This is a genomic window from Embleya hyalina (assembly GCF_003967355.1).
GTDB classification, from domain to species: Bacteria; Actinomycetota; Actinomycetes; order Streptomycetales; family Streptomycetaceae; genus Embleya; species Embleya hyalina.
In genome coordinates this window covers 95,649-118,612 of the sequence record NZ_BIFH01000020.1, presented here as the reverse complement: position 1 = coordinate 118,612, position 22,964 = coordinate 95,649, and the positions used below count along the sequence as shown (strand labels likewise).

23 protein-coding genes are annotated in these 22,964 nt (G+C 70.1%); 10 read left to right on the top strand and 13 right to left on the bottom strand.

Features of this window, described 5'->3' with window-relative positions; translation table 11 throughout:
- Nucleotides 1-47: 47 nt before the first annotated feature.
- The 3 genes from EMA17_RS19630 to EMA17_RS19620 all read right to left on the bottom strand — a co-directional run bounded on the left by EMA17_RS19630 (nucleotide 48) and on the right by EMA17_RS19620 (nucleotide 3,445).
- Entirely contained in the window at nucleotides 48-830 is a 783-nt protein-coding gene (locus EMA17_RS19630) for an adenosylcobinamide-GDP ribazoletransferase (protein ID WP_126638373.1), read from the bottom strand.
- Entirely contained in the window at nucleotides 827-1,867 is a 1,041-nt protein-coding gene (locus EMA17_RS19625) for a nicotinate-nucleotide--dimethylbenzimidazole phosphoribosyltransferase (protein ID WP_126638372.1), read from the bottom strand. The genes EMA17_RS19630 and EMA17_RS19625 overlap by 4 nt, the downstream gene beginning before the upstream one ends.
- 261 nt (nucleotides 1,868-2,128) lie before the next feature.
- Nucleotides 2,129-3,445: a bifunctional adenosylcobinamide kinase/adenosylcobinamide-phosphate guanylyltransferase gene (locus EMA17_RS19620; RefSeq protein ID WP_126638371.1), complete on the bottom strand. Its 1,317-nt coding sequence runs from the start codon at nucleotides 3,443-3,445 to the stop codon at nucleotides 2,129-2,131.
- 91 nt (nucleotides 3,446-3,536) lie between these two features.
- Here EMA17_RS19620 and EMA17_RS19615 point away from each other — a divergent pair, with 91 nt between their 5' ends.
- Nucleotides 3,537-3,743 carry a hypothetical protein gene (locus EMA17_RS19615; protein ID WP_126638370.1) on the top strand — a complete coding sequence of 69 codons (207 nt, stop codon included), beginning with the start codon at nucleotides 3,537-3,539 and terminating at the stop codon, nucleotides 3,741-3,743.
- A gap of 76 nt (nucleotides 3,744-3,819) precedes the next feature.
- Here the strand turns inward: EMA17_RS19615 and EMA17_RS19610 are convergent, their stop codons facing one another.
- The 3 genes from EMA17_RS19610 to EMA17_RS19600 all read right to left on the bottom strand — a co-directional run bounded on the left by EMA17_RS19610 (nucleotide 3,820) and on the right by EMA17_RS19600 (nucleotide 6,309).
- Entirely contained in the window at nucleotides 3,820-4,818 is a 999-nt protein-coding gene (locus tag EMA17_RS19610; RefSeq protein ID WP_126638369.1) for an aldo/keto reductase family protein, read from the bottom strand.
- A gap of 118 nt (nucleotides 4,819-4,936) precedes the next feature.
- Nucleotides 4,937-5,707, bottom strand: a complete 771-nt coding sequence (locus EMA17_RS19605; protein WP_126638368.1) for a class I SAM-dependent methyltransferase — start codon at nucleotides 5,705-5,707, stop codon at nucleotides 4,937-4,939.
- Nucleotides 5,704-6,309, bottom strand: a complete 606-nt coding sequence (locus tag EMA17_RS19600; protein WP_126638367.1) for a DUF3043 domain-containing protein — start codon at nucleotides 6,307-6,309, stop codon at nucleotides 5,704-5,706. The genes EMA17_RS19605 and EMA17_RS19600 overlap by 4 nt, the downstream gene beginning before the upstream one ends.
- Before the next feature lie 187 nt (nucleotides 6,310-6,496).
- Here EMA17_RS19600 and EMA17_RS19595 point away from each other — a divergent pair, with 187 nt between their 5' ends.
- Together EMA17_RS19595 and pspAA are read left to right on the top strand one after the other, a co-directional pair.
- Nucleotides 6,497-7,270, top strand: a complete 774-nt coding sequence (locus EMA17_RS19595; RefSeq protein WP_078977522.1) for a PspA/IM30 family protein — start codon at nucleotides 6,497-6,499, stop codon at nucleotides 7,268-7,270.
- Nucleotides 7,267-7,545, top strand: a complete 279-nt coding sequence (pspAA, locus tag EMA17_RS19590) for a PspA-associated protein PspAA (RefSeq protein ID WP_126638366.1) — start codon at nucleotides 7,267-7,269, stop codon at nucleotides 7,543-7,545. Before EMA17_RS19595 ends, pspAA begins: the two co-directional genes overlap by 4 nt.
- A 135-nt stretch (nucleotides 7,546-7,680) precedes the next feature.
- On the opposite strand, the gene nadA is transcribed toward pspAA, so the two are convergent.
- Complete coding sequence (nadA, locus tag EMA17_RS19585) at nucleotides 7,681-8,802, bottom strand: quinolinate synthase NadA (protein ID WP_246126787.1); 1,122 nt, start codon at nucleotides 8,800-8,802, stop codon at nucleotides 7,681-7,683.
- Between the two features lie 258 nt (nucleotides 8,803-9,060).
- Here nadA and EMA17_RS19580 point away from each other — a divergent pair, with 258 nt between their 5' ends.
- Entirely contained in the window at nucleotides 9,061-9,414 is a 354-nt protein-coding gene (locus tag EMA17_RS19580; RefSeq protein WP_126638364.1) for a HesB/IscA family protein, read from the top strand.
- A 90-nt stretch (nucleotides 9,415-9,504) separates the two neighbouring features.
- Here EMA17_RS19580 and EMA17_RS19575 read toward each other — a convergent pair whose 3' ends face one another.
- Together EMA17_RS19575 and EMA17_RS19570 are read right to left on the bottom strand one after the other, a co-directional pair.
- Nucleotides 9,505-10,152 (bottom strand): hypothetical protein, encoded by a 648-nt coding sequence (locus EMA17_RS19575; RefSeq protein ID WP_126638363.1) that lies wholly within the window; start codon nucleotides 10,150-10,152, stop codon nucleotides 9,505-9,507.
- 57 nt (nucleotides 10,153-10,209) lie between these two features.
- Nucleotides 10,210-10,431: a hypothetical protein gene (locus EMA17_RS19570; protein ID WP_126638362.1), complete on the bottom strand. Its 222-nt coding sequence runs from the start codon at nucleotides 10,429-10,431 to the stop codon at nucleotides 10,210-10,212.
- Nucleotides 10,432-10,621: 190 nt separating this feature from the next.
- Here EMA17_RS19570 and EMA17_RS19565 point away from each other — a divergent pair, with 190 nt between their 5' ends.
- Nucleotides 10,622-11,599: a carbohydrate kinase family protein gene (locus EMA17_RS19565; RefSeq protein ID WP_126638361.1), complete on the top strand. Its 978-nt coding sequence runs from the start codon at nucleotides 10,622-10,624 to the stop codon at nucleotides 11,597-11,599.
- A 72-nt stretch (nucleotides 11,600-11,671) separates the two neighbouring features.
- Here EMA17_RS19565 and EMA17_RS19560 read toward each other — a convergent pair whose 3' ends face one another.
- Nucleotides 11,672-13,072 (bottom strand): cysteine desulfurase/sulfurtransferase TusA family protein, encoded by a 1,401-nt coding sequence (locus tag EMA17_RS19560; RefSeq protein ID WP_126638360.1) that lies wholly within the window; start codon nucleotides 13,070-13,072, stop codon nucleotides 11,672-11,674.
- 235 nt (nucleotides 13,073-13,307) lie between these two features.
- Here EMA17_RS19560 and ctaC point away from each other — a divergent pair, with 235 nt between their 5' ends.
- From ctaC to EMA17_RS19535, 5 genes are all read left to right on the top strand, one after another.
- Nucleotides 13,308-14,171, top strand: coding sequence for an aa3-type cytochrome oxidase subunit II (gene ctaC, locus EMA17_RS19555; protein WP_126638359.1), 864 nt, complete (start codon nucleotides 13,308-13,310; stop codon nucleotides 14,169-14,171).
- A 3-nt stretch (nucleotides 14,172-14,174) separates the two neighbouring features.
- Nucleotides 14,175-15,893, top strand: coding sequence for an aa3-type cytochrome oxidase subunit I (ctaD, locus tag EMA17_RS19550; protein ID WP_126638358.1), 1,719 nt, complete (start codon nucleotides 14,175-14,177; stop codon nucleotides 15,891-15,893).
- Nucleotides 15,890-16,288, top strand: a complete 399-nt coding sequence (locus EMA17_RS19545) for a cytochrome c oxidase subunit 4 (protein WP_078977531.1) — start codon at nucleotides 15,890-15,892, stop codon at nucleotides 16,286-16,288. Before ctaD ends, EMA17_RS19545 begins: the two co-directional genes overlap by 4 nt.
- 219 nt (nucleotides 16,289-16,507) lie before the next feature.
- Entirely contained in the window at nucleotides 16,508-17,797 is a 1,290-nt protein-coding gene (locus EMA17_RS19540; RefSeq protein ID WP_126638357.1) for a L,D-transpeptidase, read from the top strand.
- Nucleotides 17,798-18,063: 266 nt separating this feature from the next.
- A complete protein-coding gene (locus EMA17_RS19535; protein ID WP_246126769.1) occupies nucleotides 18,064-19,242 on the top strand; it encodes a L,D-transpeptidase in 1,179 nt (392 codons plus the stop codon).
- Between the two features lie 160 nt (nucleotides 19,243-19,402).
- Here the strand turns inward: EMA17_RS19535 and qcrB are convergent, their stop codons facing one another.
- From qcrB to qcrC, 3 genes are read right to left on the bottom strand one after another with little or no spacing between them, the layout of a single operon-like run.
- On the bottom strand, nucleotides 19,403-21,046 hold the full coding sequence (gene qcrB / locus EMA17_RS19530; RefSeq protein WP_126638355.1) for a cytochrome bc1 complex cytochrome b subunit: 1,644 nt from the start codon (nucleotides 21,044-21,046) through the stop codon (nucleotides 19,403-19,405).
- Nucleotides 21,046-22,131, bottom strand: coding sequence for a cytochrome bc1 complex Rieske iron-sulfur subunit (gene qcrA / locus EMA17_RS19525; RefSeq protein WP_170222193.1), 1,086 nt, complete (start codon nucleotides 22,129-22,131; stop codon nucleotides 21,046-21,048). Before qcrA ends, qcrB begins: the two co-directional genes overlap by 1 nt.
- Nucleotides 22,128-22,928, bottom strand: coding sequence for a cytochrome bc1 complex diheme cytochrome c subunit (gene qcrC, locus EMA17_RS19520; RefSeq protein WP_126638354.1), 801 nt, complete (start codon nucleotides 22,926-22,928; stop codon nucleotides 22,128-22,130). Before qcrC ends, qcrA begins: the two co-directional genes overlap by 4 nt.
- Nucleotides 22,929-22,964 lie beyond the last annotated feature (36 nt).

Below are 22,964 nucleotides of genomic sequence, written 5' to 3'. Positions count from 1 at the left end.
GGAAGATACGTTCGCCCTCAGCATTTCACGCCTTCCCGGCAAACGTCTCAGCCAGTGGACAGGACCACCAGCGCGACGCAGCCGGCGGTCTCCACGACGGCGCCCAGCACGTCGCCGGTGATGCCGCCGAATCGGCGCGTGGTGTGCCGCAACAGCAGGGCGGCGGCGGCGAGTCCGGCGATCGCCGCGCCGAGCGCGCGCAGCCCCTCGGCCGGGTTCTGGACGAGGCCGTACAGGCCGGCGCCGGCGACCAGGACGAGCGACCAGGCGAGCAGCACGCCGCGTCCGACGGTGCCGGCGACCATCGCCCCGAGTCCGTCGGGGCGCGCGGACGGCACGCCCGGGCCGCACGCGATCGACAGCGCGACCCGGCCCGTGACCACCGCGAACACCAGGGCGGCGGCGGCCGGTCCGCTGCCGTCCCGCCCGAGCCGACTCAGCGCGCCGATCTCGATCAGGACCAGGAAGAGCAGGGTGAGTACGCCGAACGGGCCGATGTCGGACGCCTTCATGACGCGCAGCGCGTCCGGGGCGGGCTTGGCCGAGCCCAGGCCGTCGGCGGTGTCGGCCAGGCCGTCCAGGTGCAGTCCTCGGGTGAGCAGGGCCAGGCCGGCGACGGCGAGCGCGGCGGCGGTGAACGCGCCGGTGCCGGCCGCGTCGGCGAGGGCGAGCACACCCGCGGCGAGGCCGCCCAGGACCAGGCCGACCAGCGGTGCGCAGGCCATCGCGCGGCCGGCCACCGGGCGGTCCACCCGCTCCACCTCGACCGGGATCACCGACAGGATGCCGAACGCCAGGCGCAGCCCGGCCGAGGTGGTACCGGCGCTCACGGGGTGGGCTGCACCCGGGCCACCAGGTCGACCGCCGCCCGCAGCACCGGGAGCGCGAGCAGCGCGCCGACGCCTTCGCCGCCGCGGACCCGGTAGTCCAGGATCGGTTCGAGGGCGAGCCGGTCCAGCGCCTTGACGTGGCCGGGCTCGGGGGTGACGTGGCCGGCCAGCCACCAGTCGGGCGCGCGGTAGGAGATCCGCTGGGCGACCAGGGCCGCCGCGGCGGTGGAGACGTCGTCGAGCAGCACCGGCGTGCGGCGGACCGAGCACTGGAGCAGGAATCCGGTCATCGCGGCGAAGTCGGCCCCGCCGCTGACGCCGAGCAGCCGCATCGGGTCGCCGAGCACCGGCCGGGCCCGGCGCAGCGCGTCGCGGATGGTGGCGCACTTGCGGATCCAGGTCGCGTCGTCGATGCCGGAGCCGCGGCCGATCACCGCCGCCGCGTCCATGCCGGTGAGCGCGCCGATCAGGACGGCCGCCGGGGTGGTGGCGGCCGCACCCAGGGAGCCCAGCAGCAGCACGTCGGCGCCCGAGTCGATCTCCGCGTCGGCGATCTCGGTCCCGACCCGGAACGCCGCCTCGGCCTCGCCGGGAGCGAGCGCGTCGGCGCTGTCCAGGGCGCCGGAGCCGCGCCGGATCCGGTCCCGCACGATCGGCTCGGGGAAGGCGTCGGGCTCGGCGTCGACGGCGATGTCGACGACCCGGATCGGCGCCTCGAGCGCGGCGGCGAACGTGGCCGCGGGCGTGGTGCCGGCGAGGGTGGCCCGCACCTCGCGCGCGGTCCAGCCGGGCGGGCGGACCGACACGCCGTGCGCGGCCACTCCGTGGTCGGCGGCGAACAGCACCACCCGGGGGGCACCGATGGGCGCGGTGGTCTCGCCGCCCCGGATCGAGGCGTACCGGATCGCGAGCTCTTCGAGTCGGCCGTACGCGCTCGGTGCGCCCGCGAGGTCCGCCAGGTGTGTGCGGACGCGTGCGCGGGCGTCGTCGTCTGGGCGCTCCACCTGTGCGGCCAGGGAGTCGAGGTCGATTGTCACCTGGTCAGGGTAGTTGTCGCCGGCGCGGCGGTTGCGCCTTGGTGCGGAGGGGTTGGTTTTGCCCACCCGCCCGGCCCGTTGCGTTGCGGTCGAAGGTTGCGCGTGCACGGCGCAGGGACCCACCGATCGGGCCCCGCAAGCCGGTTCGGGGCCGACGCGGATGGTCGCGAAGCGCCGGTCGCGCGTGCGCCCACCCGCCCGCCCGCTCGCTTGCCTGCCCGCTCGCTCGCCCGCTCGCCGCGTGGGTTTTCGGGGGTGGGGTCAGGGAGCGGCGTGTTTGGCTCGGCTCGGAAGGCTTCGGAGGGTCAGGGCCTGGCCGGCGACGACCAGGAGGACCTCGTCGGATTCGGCCGCGATCGTCGCGTTGAGGCGGCCCAGTTCGTCGCGGAAGCGGCGGCCCGCGGGGGTCGCCGGTACCACGCCGCTGCCCACCTCGTTGCTCACCCCGACCACGGGGACCCGGCACGCCCGCCACGCGGCGGCCAGCGCGGCGACGTCGGCCCGCACCGCCTCGCGCGCGCCGCCGTCCGCCCACGCGTCGTCGTCCCACGCGCCGTGCGCGTCCATCACCGCGGTCAGCCACAACGACAGGCAGTCCACCAGGAGCGGCCGGCGCGCCTCGGCGAGCAGCCCGGTCAGTTCCACCGTCTCGGCGGTGCTCCAGGTGTCCGGGCGGCGATCACGATGCAGCGCGACCCGCTCGGCCCACTCCGGATCGCCCTCCCGGGTGCCGCCGGTCGCCACGTAGAGCACGTCCGGACAGGCCGCCAGGCGCCGTTCGGCCTCCGCCGACTTGCCCGAGCGGGCCCCGCCCAGGACGAGGGTGCGATGCGGACGCGGCGCCGGCGAGGGGTCGGCGCCGACCCGCACCAGACCGCCGTCGGGCACCGCGCGAGCGCCCCACGCGGCCAACCGGCGGTGCAACTCCTCGCCCGGCGGCGACTCGTGCGACAGGTGGATCGCCAGCACGTCGGTGTCCTCGGTGACCGCGCCGTCGCGCCGCAGCGTGGCCAGCCGCTCCGGCCACGACACCACGTCGAGCAACACCACGTCGTAGTGCCCGCCCCCGCGCGTCCAGGCCCGGCCGGCCTCGGCCTCGGGCGGCAGCGTCGAGGGCGGTACGTACAGCAGCCGCGTGCCGTCGGCCCCGATCACCTCGTACGCGACCCGCCCGGGGGTCCCGCCGGGCAACACCCGTATTCGCCGACCGTCCACCTCGAAGGTGTCACCCGCCGCGACCCGTCGCCACCCGGGCCCGCCCGCCGCAGGCGCCGGCAACCAGGCCGGCGGCGCGGACGGCGCGGCCACCTCGTCGAGCCCCGCCGCGGGCAGCCAGGCCAGCGGCGCGGCCTCGGCCGGACCGCTCAGCAACAACCGTCGCACCCCGGTCAGCGGGTACCCGGCCCGCGCGGCGGCGTGCGCGGGCTCCGGGCCGCAGTCCAGCAGCAGCGTGCCGTCGAGCAGCACACACGCGGGTCCGCGCACCGCCGGCCCGGTGCACCCCAGACACGAGGCACAGGTGCAGAACGGCTGGGGCCAGCCCTTGGGACCGGCCGTGCCGAGCAGCGTCAGCTCCATGGGTGTCGTCGAGCTCCTGGCTATGAGGTGGGTGGGCTTGATCTACTGTGCAGGTCTTTGACGGTCCGAGATCCGAGATGAGGAGCCCGACATGTCGTGGGTGTGGCGGTATGAGGACGCGGACGGTGCCCCCGTCGAGGGCCCGGAGGCCGAGGACTTCACCAACCAGTCGGACGCCGAGAGCTGGCTCGGCGAGACGTGGAAGGACCTGCTCGCGGCGGGCATCGAGCAGGTGAGCCTGCTCGAGGACGACGCCGTCGTCTACGCACACATGAGTCTGCGCGCCGCCGAGGGCTGAGCCGCGCGGCGGACCGCGCCGATCGCATCGCACCTGCCGGCGGGCGCGGCCGAGGCCGCGCCCGCCGGCACGTCGGCTACGGACGCGTGCTCGGGCTCAGGGTGAGCGCCGGGTCGCGGTTGACCACCGGGTCCAGGATCACGTCGATCCTGGTCAGCAGGCTCTCGTCCAGCCGGACACCCGCCGCCTTGACATTCTCCCGCACCTGCTCCGGGCGGGACGCGCCGATGATCGCGGCCGACACGTTCGGGTTCTGCAGCACCCACGCGACGGCGAGCTGGGCGAGCGAGAGACCGGCCTCGTCGGCCAGCGGGCGCAGCTGCTGCACCCGGGTGAGCACATCGTCGGTGAGCATCCGCGAGACGAAGTCCTGGCCGCCCTTGTCGTCGGTGGCGCGCGATCCGGCCGGCGGCGGCTGCCCCGGCAGATACTTGCCGGTGAGCACACCCTGCGCGATCGGCGACCAGACGATCTGGCCGAGCCCCAGCTCCTCCGAGGCAGGCACCACCTCGGCCTCGATCACCCGCCACAACATCGAGTATTGCGGCTGGTTCGAGACCAGCGGCACCCGCAGTTCGCGGGCGAGTTCGGCGGCGGCGCGGATCTGCTCGGCGTTCCACTCGGAGACCCCGATGTACAGCGCCTTGCCGGCGCGGACCACGTCGGCGAAGGCCAGCATGGTCTCCTCCAGCGGCGTCGCGTGGTCGAACCGGTGGGCCTGGTACAGGTCCACGTAGTCGGTGCCCAGGCGCGACAACGATCCGTCGATCGCCTCGAGGACGTGCTTGCGCGACAGACCCCGGTCGTTGCGACCGGGACCGGTGGGCCAGTAGACCTTGGTGAAGATCTCCAGGCCCTCGCGACGCTCGCCCTTCAGTGCCCGGCCGAGCACCGATTCCGCGCGCGTCTCCGCGTACACGTCGGCGGTGTCGAAGGTGGTGATGCCACAGCCGAGCGCGGCCCGCACACACGCGAGTGCCGCGTCCTCCTCCACCTGGGAGCCGTGGGTGAGCCAGTTGCCGTAGGCGATCTCGCTGATGACGAGACCACTGCGGCCGAGGTGTCGGAAGTCCATGCGAACACCCTATGTCGGACACCCGCGCGACGATCTTCCGCATCACCGGACACACCGTCCCCGTGACGGGACACCGGACCCTCCCACGCGTCCGGCCGGCCCCGAGCCCGGGCGCGACCTAGCGCACGGTCTTCTCGGCCACCAGGTGCAGGACCGGCGCGATCAGGCGGTACGGGTCGCGGCGCGATGCGTCCTCCTCGCAGGCGAGCAGGTTCGTCCACGCCTTCTGGCCGCGCGGCGGCTCGGCGTCGTCGGGCTGGAGGCCGCTGAAGACGCCCACGCCGTACCAGTCCAGGACCGGCGCGCCCAGGTCCGCGAGCACCGTGCACAGCCCGTCGACGGTGTCCGCGCGCAGCGTGCCGCCGGCCGGGTTGGGATACGTGGTCGCGGACAGGCCCTTGAGCGTCGCGGTCCACTGGGCCGCGGCACCGGCGCGCATCGCCAACGATCCGGCGTTGCGCGAGGTGACCGAGATCAGCCCGCCCTGCGTCATCATCCGGGCCAGCGCGGCGAGCATGCCGTCGGGCTCGGGCTGGGCCTCCAGCACGTCGTGGCAGACGGCCAGATCGAAGCTGCCCGGCGGGAAGTGCCGGCCGGCCTCGGCGCCGTCGCCCTCGACCAGCCGCATCCGCCCCTGCACGTCGGCCGACTCCCGGGCCAGGTCCTCGTGCAGCGTGGTGAGCACGTCGGTGTCGGTGTTCACCGAGGTGACGATGTGTCCCGCACGGGCGAGCAGGATGCCGGGCGAGGCCGGCCCGCAGCCGACGTCGAGCACCCGCAGCGGACCGCGGTCGCGCAGGCTCGTCATGTGCTCGGCCAGTTGGCGGGCCACCAACTCGCGGCGGACCTGCGTGTGCAGGTCGCCGCTCAGCCCGGTGATCGTCGTCATGCGACCTTCTCGCCTCGTTTGACCTGCGGTTTGGGCAACCGCAGCCGACGGAGCTGGAGACAGCGCATCAGCGCGTACGGGGTGACGCCCTTGAGGTTCTCCTTCGGGAACTTCGCCCGCAACGCCTTCTTCAGGCCCAGGTTGACCCGGACCGAGTCGAGGATGATCAGCAGGATCACCGCGAGCCACAGGAAGAGCGAGAAATTCTTGATCGCGAGGCTGGGCAGGATGCTCAGGATCAGGATGATCACGGCCGAGGGCAGGAAGAACTCGCCGACCGTGTAGCGCGCGTCGACGTAGTCGCGGGCGAACCGGCGCAGCGGCCCCCGGTCGCGGGCCGGCAGCGCCCGCTCGTCGCCGGTGAGCAGCGCCTGGCGCTGCGTCTCGCGCTCCTCGCGCATCCGCAGCCGGGCCTGCCTGCGCGCCGCCTTGGGGTCCTTGGGGACGGACACCTTGGTCTTGCGGTTGGCCTGCGCCTCGGAGCGCTTGGGCGTGGGGCGGCCCTTCGGGGCCTGGGGGTCCCGGACGGCCGACTCGCCCTGGAGACGCTCCAGGGACTGCTCGGCGGTCTCGGGCTCTGCGTGGGAACGTCGTCGGAACACGGTCAAAGCCTACGTGTTCGAGGCGCGGGAGATTTCAACGCTCCCCGAATCGGGCGCGAGCACGATCCGGAACTCTCGCGGGCGGGAACACGTCAAGTGAGGCAAAGCCCTGCTGCCACAAGGTCGCTTGGGCATTTAGGCTTCAGGGAGCAGCACGGGTTGCCTACGAAGGGGGCACGCGAGGCCCATGAGCGGTGTAATGAAGCGAATGGCGATGATCTTCCGCGCGAAGGCCAACAAGGCCCTCGACAAGGCCGAGGATCCACGCGAGATGCTCGATTACTCGTACCAGAAGCAGCTCGAACTGCTGCAGAAGGTGCGTAGGGGTGTGGCCGATGTGGCGACCTCCCGCAAGCGGCTCGAATTGCAGATGACCGGTCTGCAGCAGCAGTCGGGCAAGCTCGAGGACCAGGGCCGCAAGGCGCTGGCGCTCGGTCGCGAGGATCTGGCCCGCGAGGCGCTGATGCGCCGCTCGGGTGTGCAGCAGCAGATCTCGGACCTCGGCACCCAACACCAGAACCTCCAGGCGGAGGAGGAGAAGCTCGTCCTTGCCTCGCAGCGACTGCAGGCCAAGGTCGACGCCTTCCGCACCCGCAAGGAGACGATCAAGGCGACGTACACGGCCGCCGAGGCCCAGGCGCGGATCGGTGGCGCGGTCGCCGGGATCTCCGAGGAGATGGGCGACGTCGGGCTCGCGATCCAGCGGGCCGAGGACAAGACCGCGCAGATGCAGGCCCGTGCGGGCGCGATCGACGAGTTGCTCGCCTCGGGCGCGCTCGACGACCCGACCGGGATGGCGAAGGACGACATCACCGCCGAGTTGGAGCGTTTGTCCAGCACGTCGGATGTGGAACTGGAGCTGGAGCGGATGAAGGCCGAGTTGTCCGGAGGCACCCCGCCGCCGGCGATCGGCCCGGGTCAGCCCCGGCCGCGGTTCGACAAGCAGGGAGAAGGCACATGATCGTGCGGATCGTGGGTGAGGGCCAGCTCGACGTCGCGGAGGAGCACCTCGATGCGCTCAACCGGCTCGACGACGAGCTTCAGGCCGCGATCGAGGGTGGCCAGGACGCCGCCTTCCGCGCGGGGCTGACGGCGCTTTTGTCCAGGGTCCGCGAACTCGGCACCCCGGTGCCGGATGACGAGATCGTGCCCTCCGACCTGCTGCTGCCGGCGGAGGACGCGCATGTGGACGAGGTCAGGAAGATGTTGAGTGCGGACGGCCTGATCCCGGGCTGACCAGACCATCGCTCTTCCGTGCTGCGTGTGGGCGGTGTGTCCCGGGGTTCCCGGGACACACCGCTCGCTCACGTCCGAGCACCACCCGCGTACGTTCGGCGACGACCCGCCGTCGGGCGCCGCGGCGGGCGGGGCCTACGGCAGGGCCAGCATGCGGTCCAGCGCGACCTTGGCGAACTTCTCGGTCTCCGCGTCCACCCGGATGCGGTTGACCACGGTGCCCTCGACCAGCGACTCCAGGGTCCAGACCAGGTGCGGCAGGTCGATCCGGTTCATCGTCGAGCAGAAGCACACCGTCTTGTCCAGGAAGACGACCTGCTTGTCCGGATGCGCCGCGGCGACCCGGCGGACCAGGTTCAGCTCGGTGCCGATCGCCCACGCGGATCCCGGCTCGGCCGCGTCCAGCGTGTTGATGATGTATTCGGTCGATCCCACGTGATCGGCCGCGGTCACCACCTCGTGCCGGCACTCCGGGTGGACCAGCACGTTGACCCCGGGGATGCGCTCGCGCACCTCCTCGACGGAGCTCACGTCGAACCGGCCGTGCACCGAGCAGTGCCCGCGCCACAGGATCATCTTCGCCGCCCGCAGCTGCTCGACGGTGAGGCCGCCGTTCGGCTTGTGCGGGTTGTACAGCACGCAGTCGTCGAGGCTCAGCCCCAGCTCCAGGACCGCGGTGTTGCGGCCGAGGTGCTGGTCGGGCAGGAACAGCACCTTCTCGCCCTGCTCGAAGGCCCAGTCCAGGGCTCGCCTGGCGTTGGAGGACGTGCATATCGTGCCGCCGTTGCGGCCGGTGAACGCCTTGATGTCGGCCGAGGAGTTCATGTACGAGACCGGCACGGTCACGTCCGCGATGCCCGCCTCGGCGAGCACGTCCCAGCACTCCTCGACCTGCTCGGAGGTGGCCATGTCGGCCATCGAGCAGCCCGCGGCCAGGTCCGGCAGGATCACCTGCTGCTCGTCGGAGGTGAGGATGTCCGCGCTCTCGGCCATGAAGTGCACACCGCAGAAGACGATGTACGGCGCGTCGGGCCGGGCCGCCGCCTCGCGCGCCAGCTTGAACGAGTCGCCGGTCACGTCGGCGAACTCGATCACCTCGTCGCGCTGGTAGTGGTGACCCAGGATGAAGACCCGGTCGCCGAGCTTCTCCTTGGCCGCGCGCGCCCGGGCCACCAGGTTCGGGTCGGAGGGCGAGGGAAGATCGCCGGGACACTCGACGCCGCGTTCGCTGCGCGCGTCGGCGGCGCGCCCGAGCATCAGCAGGGCGAGCGGCGTCGGCCGCACCCCCGGCGGCAGGTCCAGATCGTGTGTCGCGGTCACTGCGCGCACCTCTTTTCGTCTACTTGACATTAATAATCCTATCCTGTTCATGTCAGGTTGACGAGAGTGGGGGTGTGCGACCATGAGTAAAACGCGAGGGCCCGAAGCATGATGTGGGAATAGGGCCGAGCCACCATCGGTTGCCGACGGTGGAAGTGGCGTACGAATGTCGAACCACCACGTGGGAGCTTGCAGATGACTGTCCAGGACGAGACCACCACGACCGGTGGCATCCTCCTCAGCGATGAGGCGGCGGCCAAGGTCAAGACTCTGCTGGAGCAAGAGGGTCGCGACGATCTCGCGCTGCGCGTGGCCGTCCAGCCCGGCGGTTGTTCCGGCATGCGGTACCAACTGTTCTTCGACGAGCGCTCGCTCGACGGCGATGTCGTGGCCGACTTCAACGGTGTCTCGGTGGTCACGGACCGGATGAGCTCGCCCTACCTGAGCGGCGCGACCATCGACTTCGTCGACACCATCGAGAAGCAGGGCTTCACGATCGACAACCCGAACGCGGCCGGCTCCTGCGCGTGCGGCGACTCGTTCCACTGATCCCGTCGGGACACGTCCCGAACCACGACGCCGCGTCGGCCCGCAGGGGCCGGCGCGGCGTCGTCGTGAGTGGGTCCGGGGCGGGTGCGGTCAGCCGGCGGTGAAGGGGTTGCCGCCGGGGGTGACGGTCGCGCCGGTCTCGGCGTCGACGAGCCGGCGGGCGCCCAGCGGTGTGGGAAGCATCACGTCGGCTTTGTTCTCCACGGCCATGTCGGTGCACACGTCGCCGATCCGGGTGACCTCCACCCGGACGGCCACCGCGTCGGCCGTATCGCTCGCGACCACCAGGCGGTCGGTCTCGCACTGGCCGCCCCACGACCACGCGGTCAGGGTGCGACCGTCGGGGGCCACCGTGTAGCGGCTGAAGCGGGTGTTCGGCTGGGCCGGGTGGTAGGTGTGCGGAGCGGCCCCGGGCAGCCTGGGGGAGGACGTCGAGGTGTCGGGGCTCGCGCCGCTGTCGCCGTCGGGCGCGCCGGGTCGGGCCGGTGCGGCGTCGTTCGGGACTGCGGGCGGGGCGCCGCTCGCCGCGCCGCCCGGGGCGGCCGGTTCGATCTGCGTCGGTGCGCTCGGGTCGGCGGCGCTCGAACGGGGTGACCCCTCGTCGCCGTCGCCCCGCAGCGCCCAGGCACCGCCGCCGATGCCGAGCACCCCGACGATCGCCAGGACGGTGATCAACGGGCGCCGGCGCGCGGTGGGTTCGGGTCGGATGCGGTCATCGGGCTCGCCGTGGATACGCATGGCCCTTGGACGCGCCCGCCGCCGAGGCGGTTCCCGCGGCGGGGCCGCCCGGGACGGTCAGTCGCCGTACTCGGACATGCCCGCCACGAGGGTGGCGCCGTGCGCGGGCACGTCGGTGGCGGGGGCGTGCGAGCCGGCGGGTGCCGCCTTGGCCGGCGTGCGCTCCGGGCCGGGCGTGGTCCACGACGCATCGATGTGACGGCAGTCGCCGCGCAGGTCGTCGAGCGTCTCGGGCTCGGCCTGGGACGGCATCACGGGCATCACGGGCATCGGGGACATTCCATGACTCCTCGACTTGACTGATCTCCGGGGGATTTCCAGCCTAGTTCGCACAGAGCGTGACGGCACGATGTACCGATCGGTAGTTTTCGAAGGTCACCGGAGCGAGGTGGGTTAGTGTGTGCGGGTTTCCCCACCCCCCTTCCTCGTTCGCACCGTTGCTCGCCGTACTCCCCAGGAGAGACGTGCCATGCGTATTGCCGTGACCGGATCGATCGCCACCGATCACCTGATGACGTTCCCGGGTCGCTTCGCCGACCAGCTCGTCTCGGACAAGTTGCACGTGGTCTCGCTTTCCTTCCTCGTCGACAAGCTGGACATCCGACGCGGCGGAGTGGCGCCGAACATCTGCTTCGGCATGGGCTGCCTGGGGTTGTCGCCGATCCTGGTCGGCGCCGCCGGCGCGGACTTCGTCGACTACCGTTCGTGGCTGGACCGACACCAGGTGGACACCGAGTCGGTGCACATCTCGCAGACCCACCACACCGCCCGGTTCGTGTGCACCACCGACGAGGAGCACAACCAGATCGCCTCCTTCTATACGGGGGCGATGAGCGAGGCGCGGGAGATCGAACTGCGGCCGGTGGCCGACCGGGTCGGCGGCCTGGACCTGGTCGTGATCGGCGCCAACGACCCCGAGGCGATGTTGCGCCACAGCGACGAGTGCCGCGAGCGCGGCTACCCGTTCGCGGCCGACCCCTCGCAGCAGCTGGCGCGGATGGACGGGGAGGACATCCGCCGGCTCATCGAGGGCGCCGCGTACCTGCTCACCAACGAGTACGAGAGCGCGCTGATCGTGCAGAAGACGGGATGGTCCGAGGCGGACATCCTGAAGAAGGTCGGCGTACGGGTGACCACCCTCGGCCCCGGCGGGGCCCGGGTGGAGCGGGCCGACGCGGACCCGATCGTGGTGACCTGCCCGGCCGAGGAGGCCAAGGTCGACCCGACGGGCGTCGGCGACGCGTTCCGGGCCGGCTTCCTGTCCGCCATCTCGTGGGGCCTGTCCCTGGAACGCGCGGCGCAGGTCGGCAACATGCTGGCGACCCTGGTCATCGAGACGGTGGGCACCCAGGAATACTCGCTGCGCCGCGCACCGTTCCTGACCCGGCTCGCCGGGGCGTACGGCGACGCGGCCGCGGCCGAGGTCGCGGAGCACCTGCCGCTCTGAGGTGAGGACACCCCTCGGGCGCCGGCCGGGCCGCTTCGGCCGGACCGGCGCCCGAGGTCGTCGCGGCGCGGATCAGGAACGGCGCCGGACCACGTACGCGCTGCCGCGCTCGCGAGGCTCGGCACGGACGAACTCGTGGCCGGTCATCTCGCACCAGGCCGGGATGTCCAGCGCCGACGCCTCGTCGTCGGAGAGCACGGTGACCGCCGCGCCCTCCTCGACGTCGAGGATGCGCTTGGCCAGTTCGATCACCGGGATCGGACAGCGCCGGCCCAGCGCGTCGACCACCGCACCCTCCTCGGCGGCGACCGCGGCCGGCGCCGCCGCCGGTTGCGCGACCACCGCGCGCAGCCGGGCGACCAGGCCCGGGAGCAGCGCCAGGAAACGGTCCACCTCGGCCTCGGGCGTGCCGCGCGGCAGCGAGACGCGGATGTTGCCCTGGGACAACACGCCCATCGCCTCCAGGACATGACTGGGCGTCAGCGTCGAGGACGTGCACGAGGATCCCGAGGACACCGCGAACCCCGCCCGGTCCAACTCGGCCAGCAGCGCCTCGCCGTCGACGTACAGGCAGGAGAACGTGACGATGTGCGGCAGCCGGTCGATCGGGTCGCCGACCACCTCGACGTCGGGCACCGTCTCGCGGACCCGGGCCCGGATCCGGTCGATCAGTCCGGACAGGCGCGCGTCCTCCTCGGCCGACTCGGTGCTCGCCGCGCCCAGCGCGACCGCGGCCGCCACGATGGCCGGCACGTTCTCGAAGCCGGGCACCCGCCGCGCCTCGCGTTCGTCGTAGGGCAGTGCCGACACGTAGCGGGTGCCCTTGCGCACCACGAGCAGACCGACACCGGCCGGGCCGCCCCACTTGTGCGCGCTCGCGGTCAGCACCGACCACCCGTCCGGGACCGGCAGCCGGCCCACCGACTGTGCGGCGTCCACGAGCAGCGGCACACCCGCCGCCCGACACGCCGCCGCCACCTCGGCGATCGGCTGTACCGTGCCCACCTCGTGGTTGGCGCTCTGCACACACGCGAGCGCGGTGTCCGAACGAAGCGCCGAGGCGAACGCCGACACGTCGAGGCGGCCCGTACGGTCCACCCCCGTCCGGGTGATTTCCGCGGTCGCTCCGCGCTGCTCCGAACGTGCCGCGTGACTGTCCGCGGTGTGCAGTACGGAAGAGTGTTCGACCGCGCCGAGCACCAGATGGGCACCCACCCGGCGGCGTCCGGCGAGCACGCCGAGTATGCCCAACTGGACCGCCTGTGTCCCGGATGTGGTGAATGACACTTCATCAGGTCGGGTGCCGAGCACGGACGCCACCGTCTCCCGCGCGGCGTCGAGCAGCATCCGCGCCCGTCGACCGTCGTGATAGCCGCGCGCGGGGTCGCCCCAGCCCTCGTCGAGCGTGCTCAGGAACGCCGCTTTCGCGGCCGGGTGCAGTGGTTCGGTGGAGGCCGCGTCGAAATACGCCATGGGTCGGACCGTAGCCAATAACCGAATCCCGGACGCGTTCGGGCCGTTCGCCCGAACGGACGCACCGTCACATCTACCCGGCCCGCCACACCAGACCTCCGCGCGCGACCCGAATAGGGCTGGAGTAGGGTTTGGCCCGCAGAAACATCCATACCTGTCCGCGCAACGGGTCGTCAGGGAAGAAAAGTTCCCCACCCCGACTCGCGCGCGGGCGAGACATTCGGGAAGGCGCTACGTGAGTCCCTACGGCTCCGACCGCTCGCCGCGGCGCTGGATGCGGCGCAGGGTGCCGCAGCTGCTGGCTCTGGGCCTCGTCACCGCGACCGCCACCGGCTGCTCCGTCGATTCCAAGGACCTGCCGAGACTCGGCCTGCCCAACCCTGTCACCGAGCAGGGTCCGCGAGTCCTGTCGCTCTGGCAGGGCGCCTGGATTGCAGCGCTGATCGTCGGGGTCGTGGTGTGGGGGCTCATCCTGTGGAGCGTCGCGTTCCACCGCCGGTCGCGCACCAAGATCGAGATCCCGCCGCAGACGCGATACAACCTCCCCATCGAGGTTCTGTACACGGTCATCCCCGGCATCATGATCGCGGTCTTCTTCTACTTCACCGCGCGTGACGAGACCAAGCTCGAAGAGCTCTCCAAGAACCCCGACAACGTGATCAACGTGGTCGGCGTGCAGTGGAGCTGGTCCTTCAACTACAAGGGCGACCCCGCCGACGGCACGGTCGACGTCTACGAGCAGGGCACGCCCGGCAAGAAGCCGACGCTCTACCTGCCCGTCAAGGAGTCGATCCGGTTCGACCTCACCTCGCCGGACGTCATCCACTCGTTCTGGGTCCCGAACTTCCTGTACAAGAAGGACATCATCCCGGGCCGCACGAACAAGTTCGAGGTCGTCCCGACCAAGAAGGGCACCTACGGCGGCAAGTGCGCCGAACTGTGCGGTGTGGACCACTCGCGCATGCTCTTCGACGTGAAGATCGTGGACAAGGCCGACTACGTCCAGCACCTCAAGGAGCTGGCCGCGAAGGGCCAGACCGGCGAGCTGCGCAGCAAGATCAACGAGCCGGCCCCCGTTGACGCGCACGGGAAGAAGTGACGAGTGACAATCCTCAGTGAGCCACAGACCGTGGCCCCGGACGGGCCGCCCCCGATCCGCCGGAAGCAGCCCGGGAACATCGTCGTCAAGTGGATGACGACCACTGACCACAAGACGATCGGGTCGATGTACCTGATCACCTCCTTCGTCTTCTTCTGCATCGGTGGTGTGCTCGCGCTGCTCATGCGCGCGGAGCTGGCCCGCCCCGGCACGCAGTTCATGTCGAACGAGCAGTTCAACCAGTCGTTCACGATGCACGGCACGATCATGCTGCTGATGTTCGCGACGCCGCTGTTCGCCGGCTTCACGAACTGGATCATGCCGCTGCAGATCGGCGCCCCCGACGTGGCGTTCCCGCGCCTGAACATGTTCGCCTACTGGCTGTACCTGTTCGGCTCGATCATCGCGGTGGCCGGCTTCATCACCCCGCAGGGTGCCGCCGACTTCGGGTGGTTCGCGTACGCGCCGCTGTCCGACGCGGTGCGTTCGCCGGGCATCGGCGGCGACATGTGGATCATGGGTCTGGCGATGTCGGGCTTCGGCACCATCCTGGGTGCCGTCAACTTCATCACCACGATCATCTGCATGCGCGCGCCCGGTCTGACGATGTTCCGCATGTCGATCTTCTGCTGGAACGTGCTGCTGACCTCGGTGCTGGTCCTGATGGCGTTCCCGGTGCTCGCAGCGGCGCTGTTCGCGCTGGAGGCCGACCGCAAGTTCGGCACACACGTCTTCGATCCGGCCAACGGCGGACCGATCCTGTGGCAACACCTCTTCTGGTTCTTCGGCCATCCCGAGGTGTACATCATCGCCCTGCCGTTCTTCGGCATCGTCTCGGAGATCATCCCGGTCTTCGCGCGCAAGCCGATGTTCGGTTACAAGAGCCTGATCGCCGCGACCATCTCGATCGCGGGCCTGTCGGTCACCGTGTGGGCGCACCACATGTTCCCGACCGGCGCGGTCATGCTGCCGTTCTTCTCCTTCATGACGTTCCTCATCGCCGTACCGACCGGCGTGAAGTTCTTCAACTGGATCGGCACCATGTGGCGCGGCTCGTTGTCCTTCGAGACACCGATGTTGTGGACCATCGGCTTCCTGGTCACCTTCGCCTTCGGTGGCCTCACCGGTGTCATCCTCGCCTCGCCGCCGCTGGACTTCCACGTCTCCGACACCTACTTCGTGGTGGCGCACTTCCACTACGTGGTGTTCGGCACCGTGGTGTTCGCGATGTTCGCGGGCTTCCACTTCTGGTGGCCCAAGTTCACCGGCAAGATGCTCGACGAGCGACTGGGCAAGATCACCTTCTGGACGCTGTTCATCGGCTTCCACACCACGTTCCTGGTGCAGCACTGGCTGGGTGCCGAGGGCATGGCCCGTCGGTACGCGGACTACCTGGACTCGGAAGGCTTCACCACGCTGAACACGATCTCGACCCTGGGCTCGTTCCTGCTGGGTCTGTCGATCCTGCCGTTCTTCTACAACATCTGGAAGACGCACAAGTACGGCAAGAAGATCACCGTGGACGACCCGTGGGGCTACGGCCGTTCGCTGGAGTGGGCGACCTCCTGCCCGCCGCCGCGGCACAACTTCACGAGCATTCCGCGGATCCGTTCCGAGGCGCCCGCGTTCGACCTCCACCACCCGGAGATCGCCGCGCTGGAGTACCTCACCGACGAGCGTTCCGAGGCATCGCCCGAGCTGGCGAAGGGAGCCGAGAAGTGAAGTTCAACGGTGTCCTGTTCGCCGTCCTGGCCGTGTTCCTGCTGCCCGTGACGATCGTCTACTGGGTGCTCTCCGAGGACCCGACCGGTACCACCGCGTTGTCGCTGACCTTCGGCCTCGCGCTGATGATCGGGTTCTACCTGATCTTCACCGCGCGGCGGATGGACCTGCTCGCGCAGGACAACGAAGAGGGCGAGATCGCCGACGACGCCGGCGAGTTGGGCTTCTTCGCCCCGCACAGCTGGCAGCCGCTGATGCTCGCGCTCGGCTCGGCCCTGCTGTTCCTGGGCGTCATCTTCGGCTGGTGGCTGGCGATGTTCGCCGCACCGATCGTCGCGATCGGCGTCTTCGGCTGGGTCTTCGAGTTCTACCGGGGCGCCGACCAGCGCTACTAGGACCGCCGTCGCGGGCCACCGGTTCGCAACCAACGCAGTACGGTTTCGCCACAAGGCCGATCATCCGAAAGGGTGGTCGGCCTTGTGTGATATCTACAAGGGACTCCGACTCCCTCGAATGTCACCGATGTGTGACTGTTCGCCGGTTGTAGCAACCCCGACGGGGGGTCGATGCGTCAAATGGGCGCAAGGGAGTACCAGGACGAGGGAGGGACACGCGTGCCCCGGATACACGGAGCATCGCGCACGGGGGCAGCGGGCGGCGGCATACGCCTCTTCGCGGGACTCATGGTGGCGCCGCTCATATTCATCGCAGGCTGCTCGTCCGACGGCGGCAAGACCGAACCAGGCGGCTCCGGAGGTACTTCCGGCGGCACGGGGGGCGGCACGAACAAGAAGGTCGCGGCCGGACCGGCGACGATCGCGATCACTCCCGCCGACGGCACCAAGAGCGTGGAGACCGACGGCGTCCTCAAGGTCGACGCGACCGGGGGCAAGCTCACGTCGGTGGTGGTGACCGACGCCAAGGGCAAGACCGTGGACGGGCAGATCAGCCCCGACGGCATCGGCTGGAAGCCGGCCGCGCCGCTGGCCAACGGCGGGGCCTACACGGTGGCCGCCAAGGCCGCCAACGCGGACGGCGCCGAGGTCACCGCGCAGAGCAAGTTCAACACCAAGTCCGCCGACGACACCTTCGTGGCCGACTTCAACGTCGAGCCCGACAGCACCTGGGGCGTCGGCGCCATCATCTCGCTGAAGTTCAACGCGCCGATCAAGGACAAGGCCGCGATCGAGCGCAACCTCAAGGTGGTCAGCGAGCCCGCGGTGCAGGGCTCGTGGTCCTGGCTCAAGGACCTCGACGGCAACGACCGGATCGACTACCGCCCGGAGAAGTACTGGGCGAGCGGCACGAAGGTCAACCTCAAGGCCAACCTGACCGGAGCCAAGGCGGCGCCGGGCGTCTACGGCAAGCAGACCAAGGACATCAAGTTCACCATCGGCCGCTCGCTGGTGGCGACCGCGGACCTGAAGTCCAAGCACATGTCGGTGAAGAAGGACGGCGCCGAGGTGGAGGACCTGCCGATCTCGGCCGGCGGGCCCAACTACCCGACCTGGGGCGGCACGATGGTCGTGCTCGACAAGGTCGACGGCATCACGATGGACTCCGAGACGGTCGGCCTCGGTGACGCCTACAACATGAAGAACGTGCGGCACGCGGTGCACCTGACCGCGTCGGGGACGTACGCGCACGGCGCGCCGTGGAACGACGGCAAGTTCGGCCGGCAGAACGACAGCCACGGCTGCATCGGGCTCAGCGCGTCCAACGCGAAGACCTTCTTCGATCTGGTCACCCAGGGTGACCCGGTGGAGGTCGTCAACAGCACCGACAAGACCGTCAAGGCCGGCAACGGACTCGGCGGCTGGAGCGTGGACTGGGCGACCTGGGTCAAGGGCAGCGCGCTCGGCGGCGGCGGTTCGACGGCGCCGCCCGCCGCTCCGGCCGCGTAGGGCGCGGGACCGGAGGAACGAAACAACAGCGGACCGGGCCCGGGACGGGGCCCGACACGGTAGGGCGAACCGCCCGATCGCGCGATCCGACCGGTGGTCGGAATCATGCGATCGGGCGGTTTGTCTTACTTATCCGAATGAATGGGGACCATCCCGGCCACTCTCGATGCGGCAACCGCGCGTGCTCCGCGCTCGCCCCGCACGGCTGGAGGTCTTGCATGATGCGGAATGGAGCTGTTCGCCCCCGGTGGCTCTGTGCGGCCCTCGTGTCGGCGCTGCCCCTGGTGTTCGTCGCCGGCTGCGGGACATGGGACAAGCACCGCGACGCCGACAACCCCCGTCCCGACACGGGCGTCGCCCGGGTGGCGGTGGACATCCGGCCGGATCGACCCGCGCAGCCGGGCCGGCCGATCGTGGTCAGCGTGCGCGACGGCCGGCTGTACGCGGTGAACCTGGTCGGACCCGACGGCAAGGCGATCCCCGGGGGCAACGCGCCCGGCGACGCGACCTGGTCCAACTCCGAGCCGCTGGGCTACGCCACCAGGTACACGCTGACCGCGTCGGCGGTGGACGCCTTCGGGCACACCACGACGCGCACCGAGGACTTCACCACGATCGCGCAGGACGCCGAGTTGACCGTGGACACGGTGGCGCCGGACGCCGACTCGACGGTGGGTGTCGGCATGCCGATCACCGTCACGTTCCACCGGCCGGTCACCGATCCCGCGCAGCGCGCCGAGGTGGAGCGGCGCCTGGAGGTGTCCACCTCCGCGCCGGTCGAGGGCGCCTGGGGCTGGGTGGACGACCGGACGGTGCGCTATCGGCCCAGGGCGTACTGGCCGGTCGGCACGAAGGTGGCGGTGCTCACCGGTCTGCTCGGGGTCGACTTCGGGCACGGCGTGTACGGCGGCCCCGGGGGGCGGGTCGCCTTCGACGTCGGCGACTCGGTGATCGCCACGGTGGACTCCGGGGCGCACATGATGACGGTCAGTCGCAACGGCACCGACCTCAAGACCATCCCGGTGACCACCGGCAAGCCCGGTTTCACCACCCGCTCGGGCACCAAGGTCGTGCTCGGCAAGGCGCCGCACGTGCTGATGGACGGCACCACGGTCGGCATCTCGGCGGACAGCGGCGACGGCTACCGGCTCGACGTGGAGTGGGCCACCCGGGTGACCTGGAGCGGCGAGTTCGTGCACGCCGCGCCGTGGTCGGTGGGCTCGCAGGGCAACGCCAACGTGAGCCACGGGTGTGTGGGCATGAGCACCGACAACGCCAAGTGGTTCTACGACCAGGTCAAGCTCGGCGACGTGGTCACCGTGGTGAACACGGGCGATCCCAAGGTGATGGAGCCGGTCGGCAACGGCTACGGCGAGTGGAACCTGGACTGGCCGGACTGGCTGACCAGGAGCGTCGCGGGAGCGGGCACGACCCGGCCGCTGTGACGCCGGCGGGCCGCGGGGTGGCCGGGAAGGGCCCTGTACGGCCGGCTGCGGGGTGAACGACGAAGGGCCCCACCGGATCAACCCCGGTGGGGCCCTTCGTCGTTCCTGCGCGTCCTACGGGTCGTGCCGATGTGGCGTCAGCAGCCCGGCCCCGGTCGCGTCAGTGGTGACCGTGTCCGCTGGTCAGCTCCTTGTACTCCTCCGCCGTCGGCTTCTCGATCGGCTCGGCGAAGTACCAGTGCGACATCCTCGACCGCAGCTTGTCCGAACGCTTGACCTTGCGGGCCACGCCGTTCGCGTCCTCGGCCGCTTCCAACTCGTACGGCTTCGGCTGCTCGTGCGCGGTGAGGGTGTGCCGCGTCGCCGGGTCCAGCGGTTCGTGGATCTCGATGAACTCGCCGTGCGGGAGCTTCTTGATCACGCCGGTCTCGCGACCGTGCAGGACCTTGTCCCGGTCCCGGCGCTGCAGGCCCTTGCAGATCCGCACCGTGGCCAGGTAGGCCAGCACCGGGGCGACGAAGAACGCGACCCGGCCGATCCAGGTGATCGCGTTGATCGACATGTGGAAGTGCGTCGCGATGATGTCGTTGCCACCGCAGACCCACAACACGCCGTAGCAGGTGATCCAGGCGACACCCAGGCCGGTGCGCACCGGCATGTTGCGCGGGCGGTCCAGGAGGTGGTGCTCACGCTTGTCGCCGGTGATCCAGCCTTCGATCCACGGGTACATCGCCATGAACGTGAACAGCACACCGGGCAGGATCAGGGACGGGATCAGCACGTTGAAGCTGAACGTGTGGCCCCAGATGTTCCACTCCCAGTTCGGCATCAGGCGCAGGGATCCCTCGAGGAATCCGATGTACCAGTCGGGTTGGGAGCCCGCCGTGATCTGTCCGGGGTTGTATGGACCGTAGGACCAGATCGGGTTGATCTGCACCAGGCCGCCGAGCGCGGCGGTGATGCCGAACACGATGAAGAAGAAGCCACCGGCCTTGGCCGCGTAGACCGGCAGCAGCGGCAGGCCCACGACGTTCTTCTCGGTCTTGCCCGGGCCGGGGAACTGGGTGTGCTTCTGGTAGAAGACCAGGATCAGGTGGACGGTCACCAGACCGACCATGATCGCCGGGATCAGCAGCACGTGGATGGTGAACAGGCGCGGAACGATGTCCTCGCCCGGGAACTCCCCGCCGAACAGGAAGAACTGCACGTAGGTGCCGACCAGCGGGATCGCCAGGACGACGCCCTCCGCGATGCGCAGACCGGTACCGGAGAGCAGGTCGTCGGGCAGCGAGTAGCCGGTGAAGCCGTTGACCATGGCCAGCACGAGCAGCAGGAAGCCGAACAGCCAGTTTATTTCGCGCGGCTTGCGGAACGCCCCGGTGAAGAAGATCCGGAACATGTGCACGAACAGCGACGACACGAAGATCAGCGCCGCCCAGTGGTGGATCTGACGCATCGCCAGACCACCGCGGATGTCGAAGCTGATGTCCAGCGTCGAGGCGTACGCCTGCGACATGTGGATGCCCTGCAGCGGCACGTAGGAGCCGTCGTAGACGACCTCCTGCATGCTCGGCTTGAAGAACAGCGTGAGGAACACGCCGGTCAGCAGCAGCACGATGAAGCTGTAGAGCGCCACTTCACCGAGCATGAAGGACCAGTGGTCCGGAAAGACCTTGCGCAGGTTCTTCTTCGCCGCGCCGTAGATGCCCAGCCGGCTGTCCAGCGCGTCGGCCGCGCGAACGGCCGCGTTGTTCGGGATCGGCGCGTTCTTGTTCGCGCCGCCCTTGGGTTGTTCGCTCGACATCAGCCACGCTCCCAGAAGCTCGCGCCGACCGGTTCGGCGAAGTCCTGCGACGCGGCGAGGTTACCCGCCTCGTTCACATGGATCTTCAACTGCGGCAGCGAGCGAGCGGCCGGGCCGAACACGACCTTGCCGTCGTCCGCCAGGTCGAAAGTGGACTGGTGGCACGGGCACAGCAGGTGGTGCGTCTGCTGCTCGTACAGGCCGATCGGACAACCCACGTGGGTGCAGATCTTCGAGTACGCCACGATGCCCTCGTAGCCCCAGGCCAGTTCCTTCTTGGACTTGACGTCCTTCGGCTCCAGCCGGACCAGCAGGACCGCGGACATGCCCGCCTTCTCCAGCCAGCCGTGCGAGAGCTCCTCCTTCTGACCGGCCGGGCCGTACTTCTCGACCAGGCCCTCGGGCAGCGCCATGGTCAGCGAGCCCTTGACGATGTCGTCCGGCTTGATCGGCAGGCCGGTCGCCTCGTTGATCAGCTCCGTGCCCGGCTTCCACTCGGTGTGCCGGAGCTTGGTGCCGGGCAGCGGGCCGAGGTCGCGCAGCAGCACGACGCCGGACAGCGGCACCAGGGCCATCGCGCCGATCATCGTGCGCCGGATCAGCGGCCGACGGCCGATCACCGAGTCGGAGGCACCCTGGGTGAACTCGCGGATCGCGTACTCGCGGGTCTCCGGGTCCGAGGTGAACTCGTGGCGCTCCTGGACGATCTCCTCGTCCGTCATCAGCGTGCGCGCCCAGTGGATCGCGCCGGCGCCGATGCAGAACAGCGCGATGCCGAGGGTGCCGCCGAGGGCGGCGTTCTGGGCGCCGATCTTCCCGAAGAAGAAGATGTCGATGATGCGGTCTTTGTCGATGCCGACGTACGACCAGATGAAGCCGATCGTGGCCAGCATCGAGATCACGAAGAGGAACGCGACCTGACGCTCGGCGCGATTGGCCGCCTTCTCGTCGATGTCGGTACGGCGCGGCTCGTGGGCCGGCAGGCCGGGGTCGGCGAACGGGTCGCTTTCCGCCGGAACATGTGCCGAGGCGGGAACCTCGGGCAGGTGCTCTTCGGGCACTTCGGATTTGTCCTGGCTACTCATTTGGTCCTGGCCTTGGGGGTCCGGGCGGCAATCCAGATCGCACAGCCGATCAGCAGGCCGAGCGCGATGATCCAGCCGAAGAGGCCCTCGGAGACCGGGCCGAGGCGGCCGAGACCGAGACCGCCGGGGTTCGGCTCCTTGTGCGTCGTCTCACGCACGTAGGTGACGATGTCCTTCTTCTGCTGCTCGGGCATCGTGCTGTCCGGGAACGAAGGCATGTTCTGCGGGCCGGTGAGCATGGCCTCGTAGATGTGCTTCGCGTCCACGTTCTTCAGCGGCGGCGCGAACTTGCCCTGGGTCAGGGCGCCGCCCTCACCGGAGAAGTTGTGGCACTGCGAGCAGTTCGTGCGGAACAGCTCGGCGCCGTTGACGATGTCGCCGTCGGGCGCGTACATGTTCGCCGTCGGGATCTTGGGCCCGACGCCGAGGGAGGCCACGTACGCGGAGAGCTGCTCGATCTGCGCCGGGGTGTAGACCTCGGGCTTGCGCGGTGCCTGGGCACCGGGCTGCTGGAGGGGCATCCGGCCGGTCGACACCTGGAAGTCGACGGCGGCCGCGCCGACGCCGACCAGGGAGGGACCGTCGGAGGAGCCCTGGGCGTCGAGCCCGTGGCAGGTCGAACATCCGCTCAGGTAGAGCTTCTTGCCCGCTTCGACCGCGATGGAGGCAGAGTCGTCGGCCTCCGCCTTCTTGGCGGGCGCGAACGCGGCGTACAGCCCCCCCGTGGCCGCGAGCGCAAAAATGAGTACGACGATCGCCGCCAAGGGGTGGCGTCGCCGCGCGGAGAGCTTTTTCACGGATAACCCCGGTCCAATGTCGTCTGCGTAGTGAGT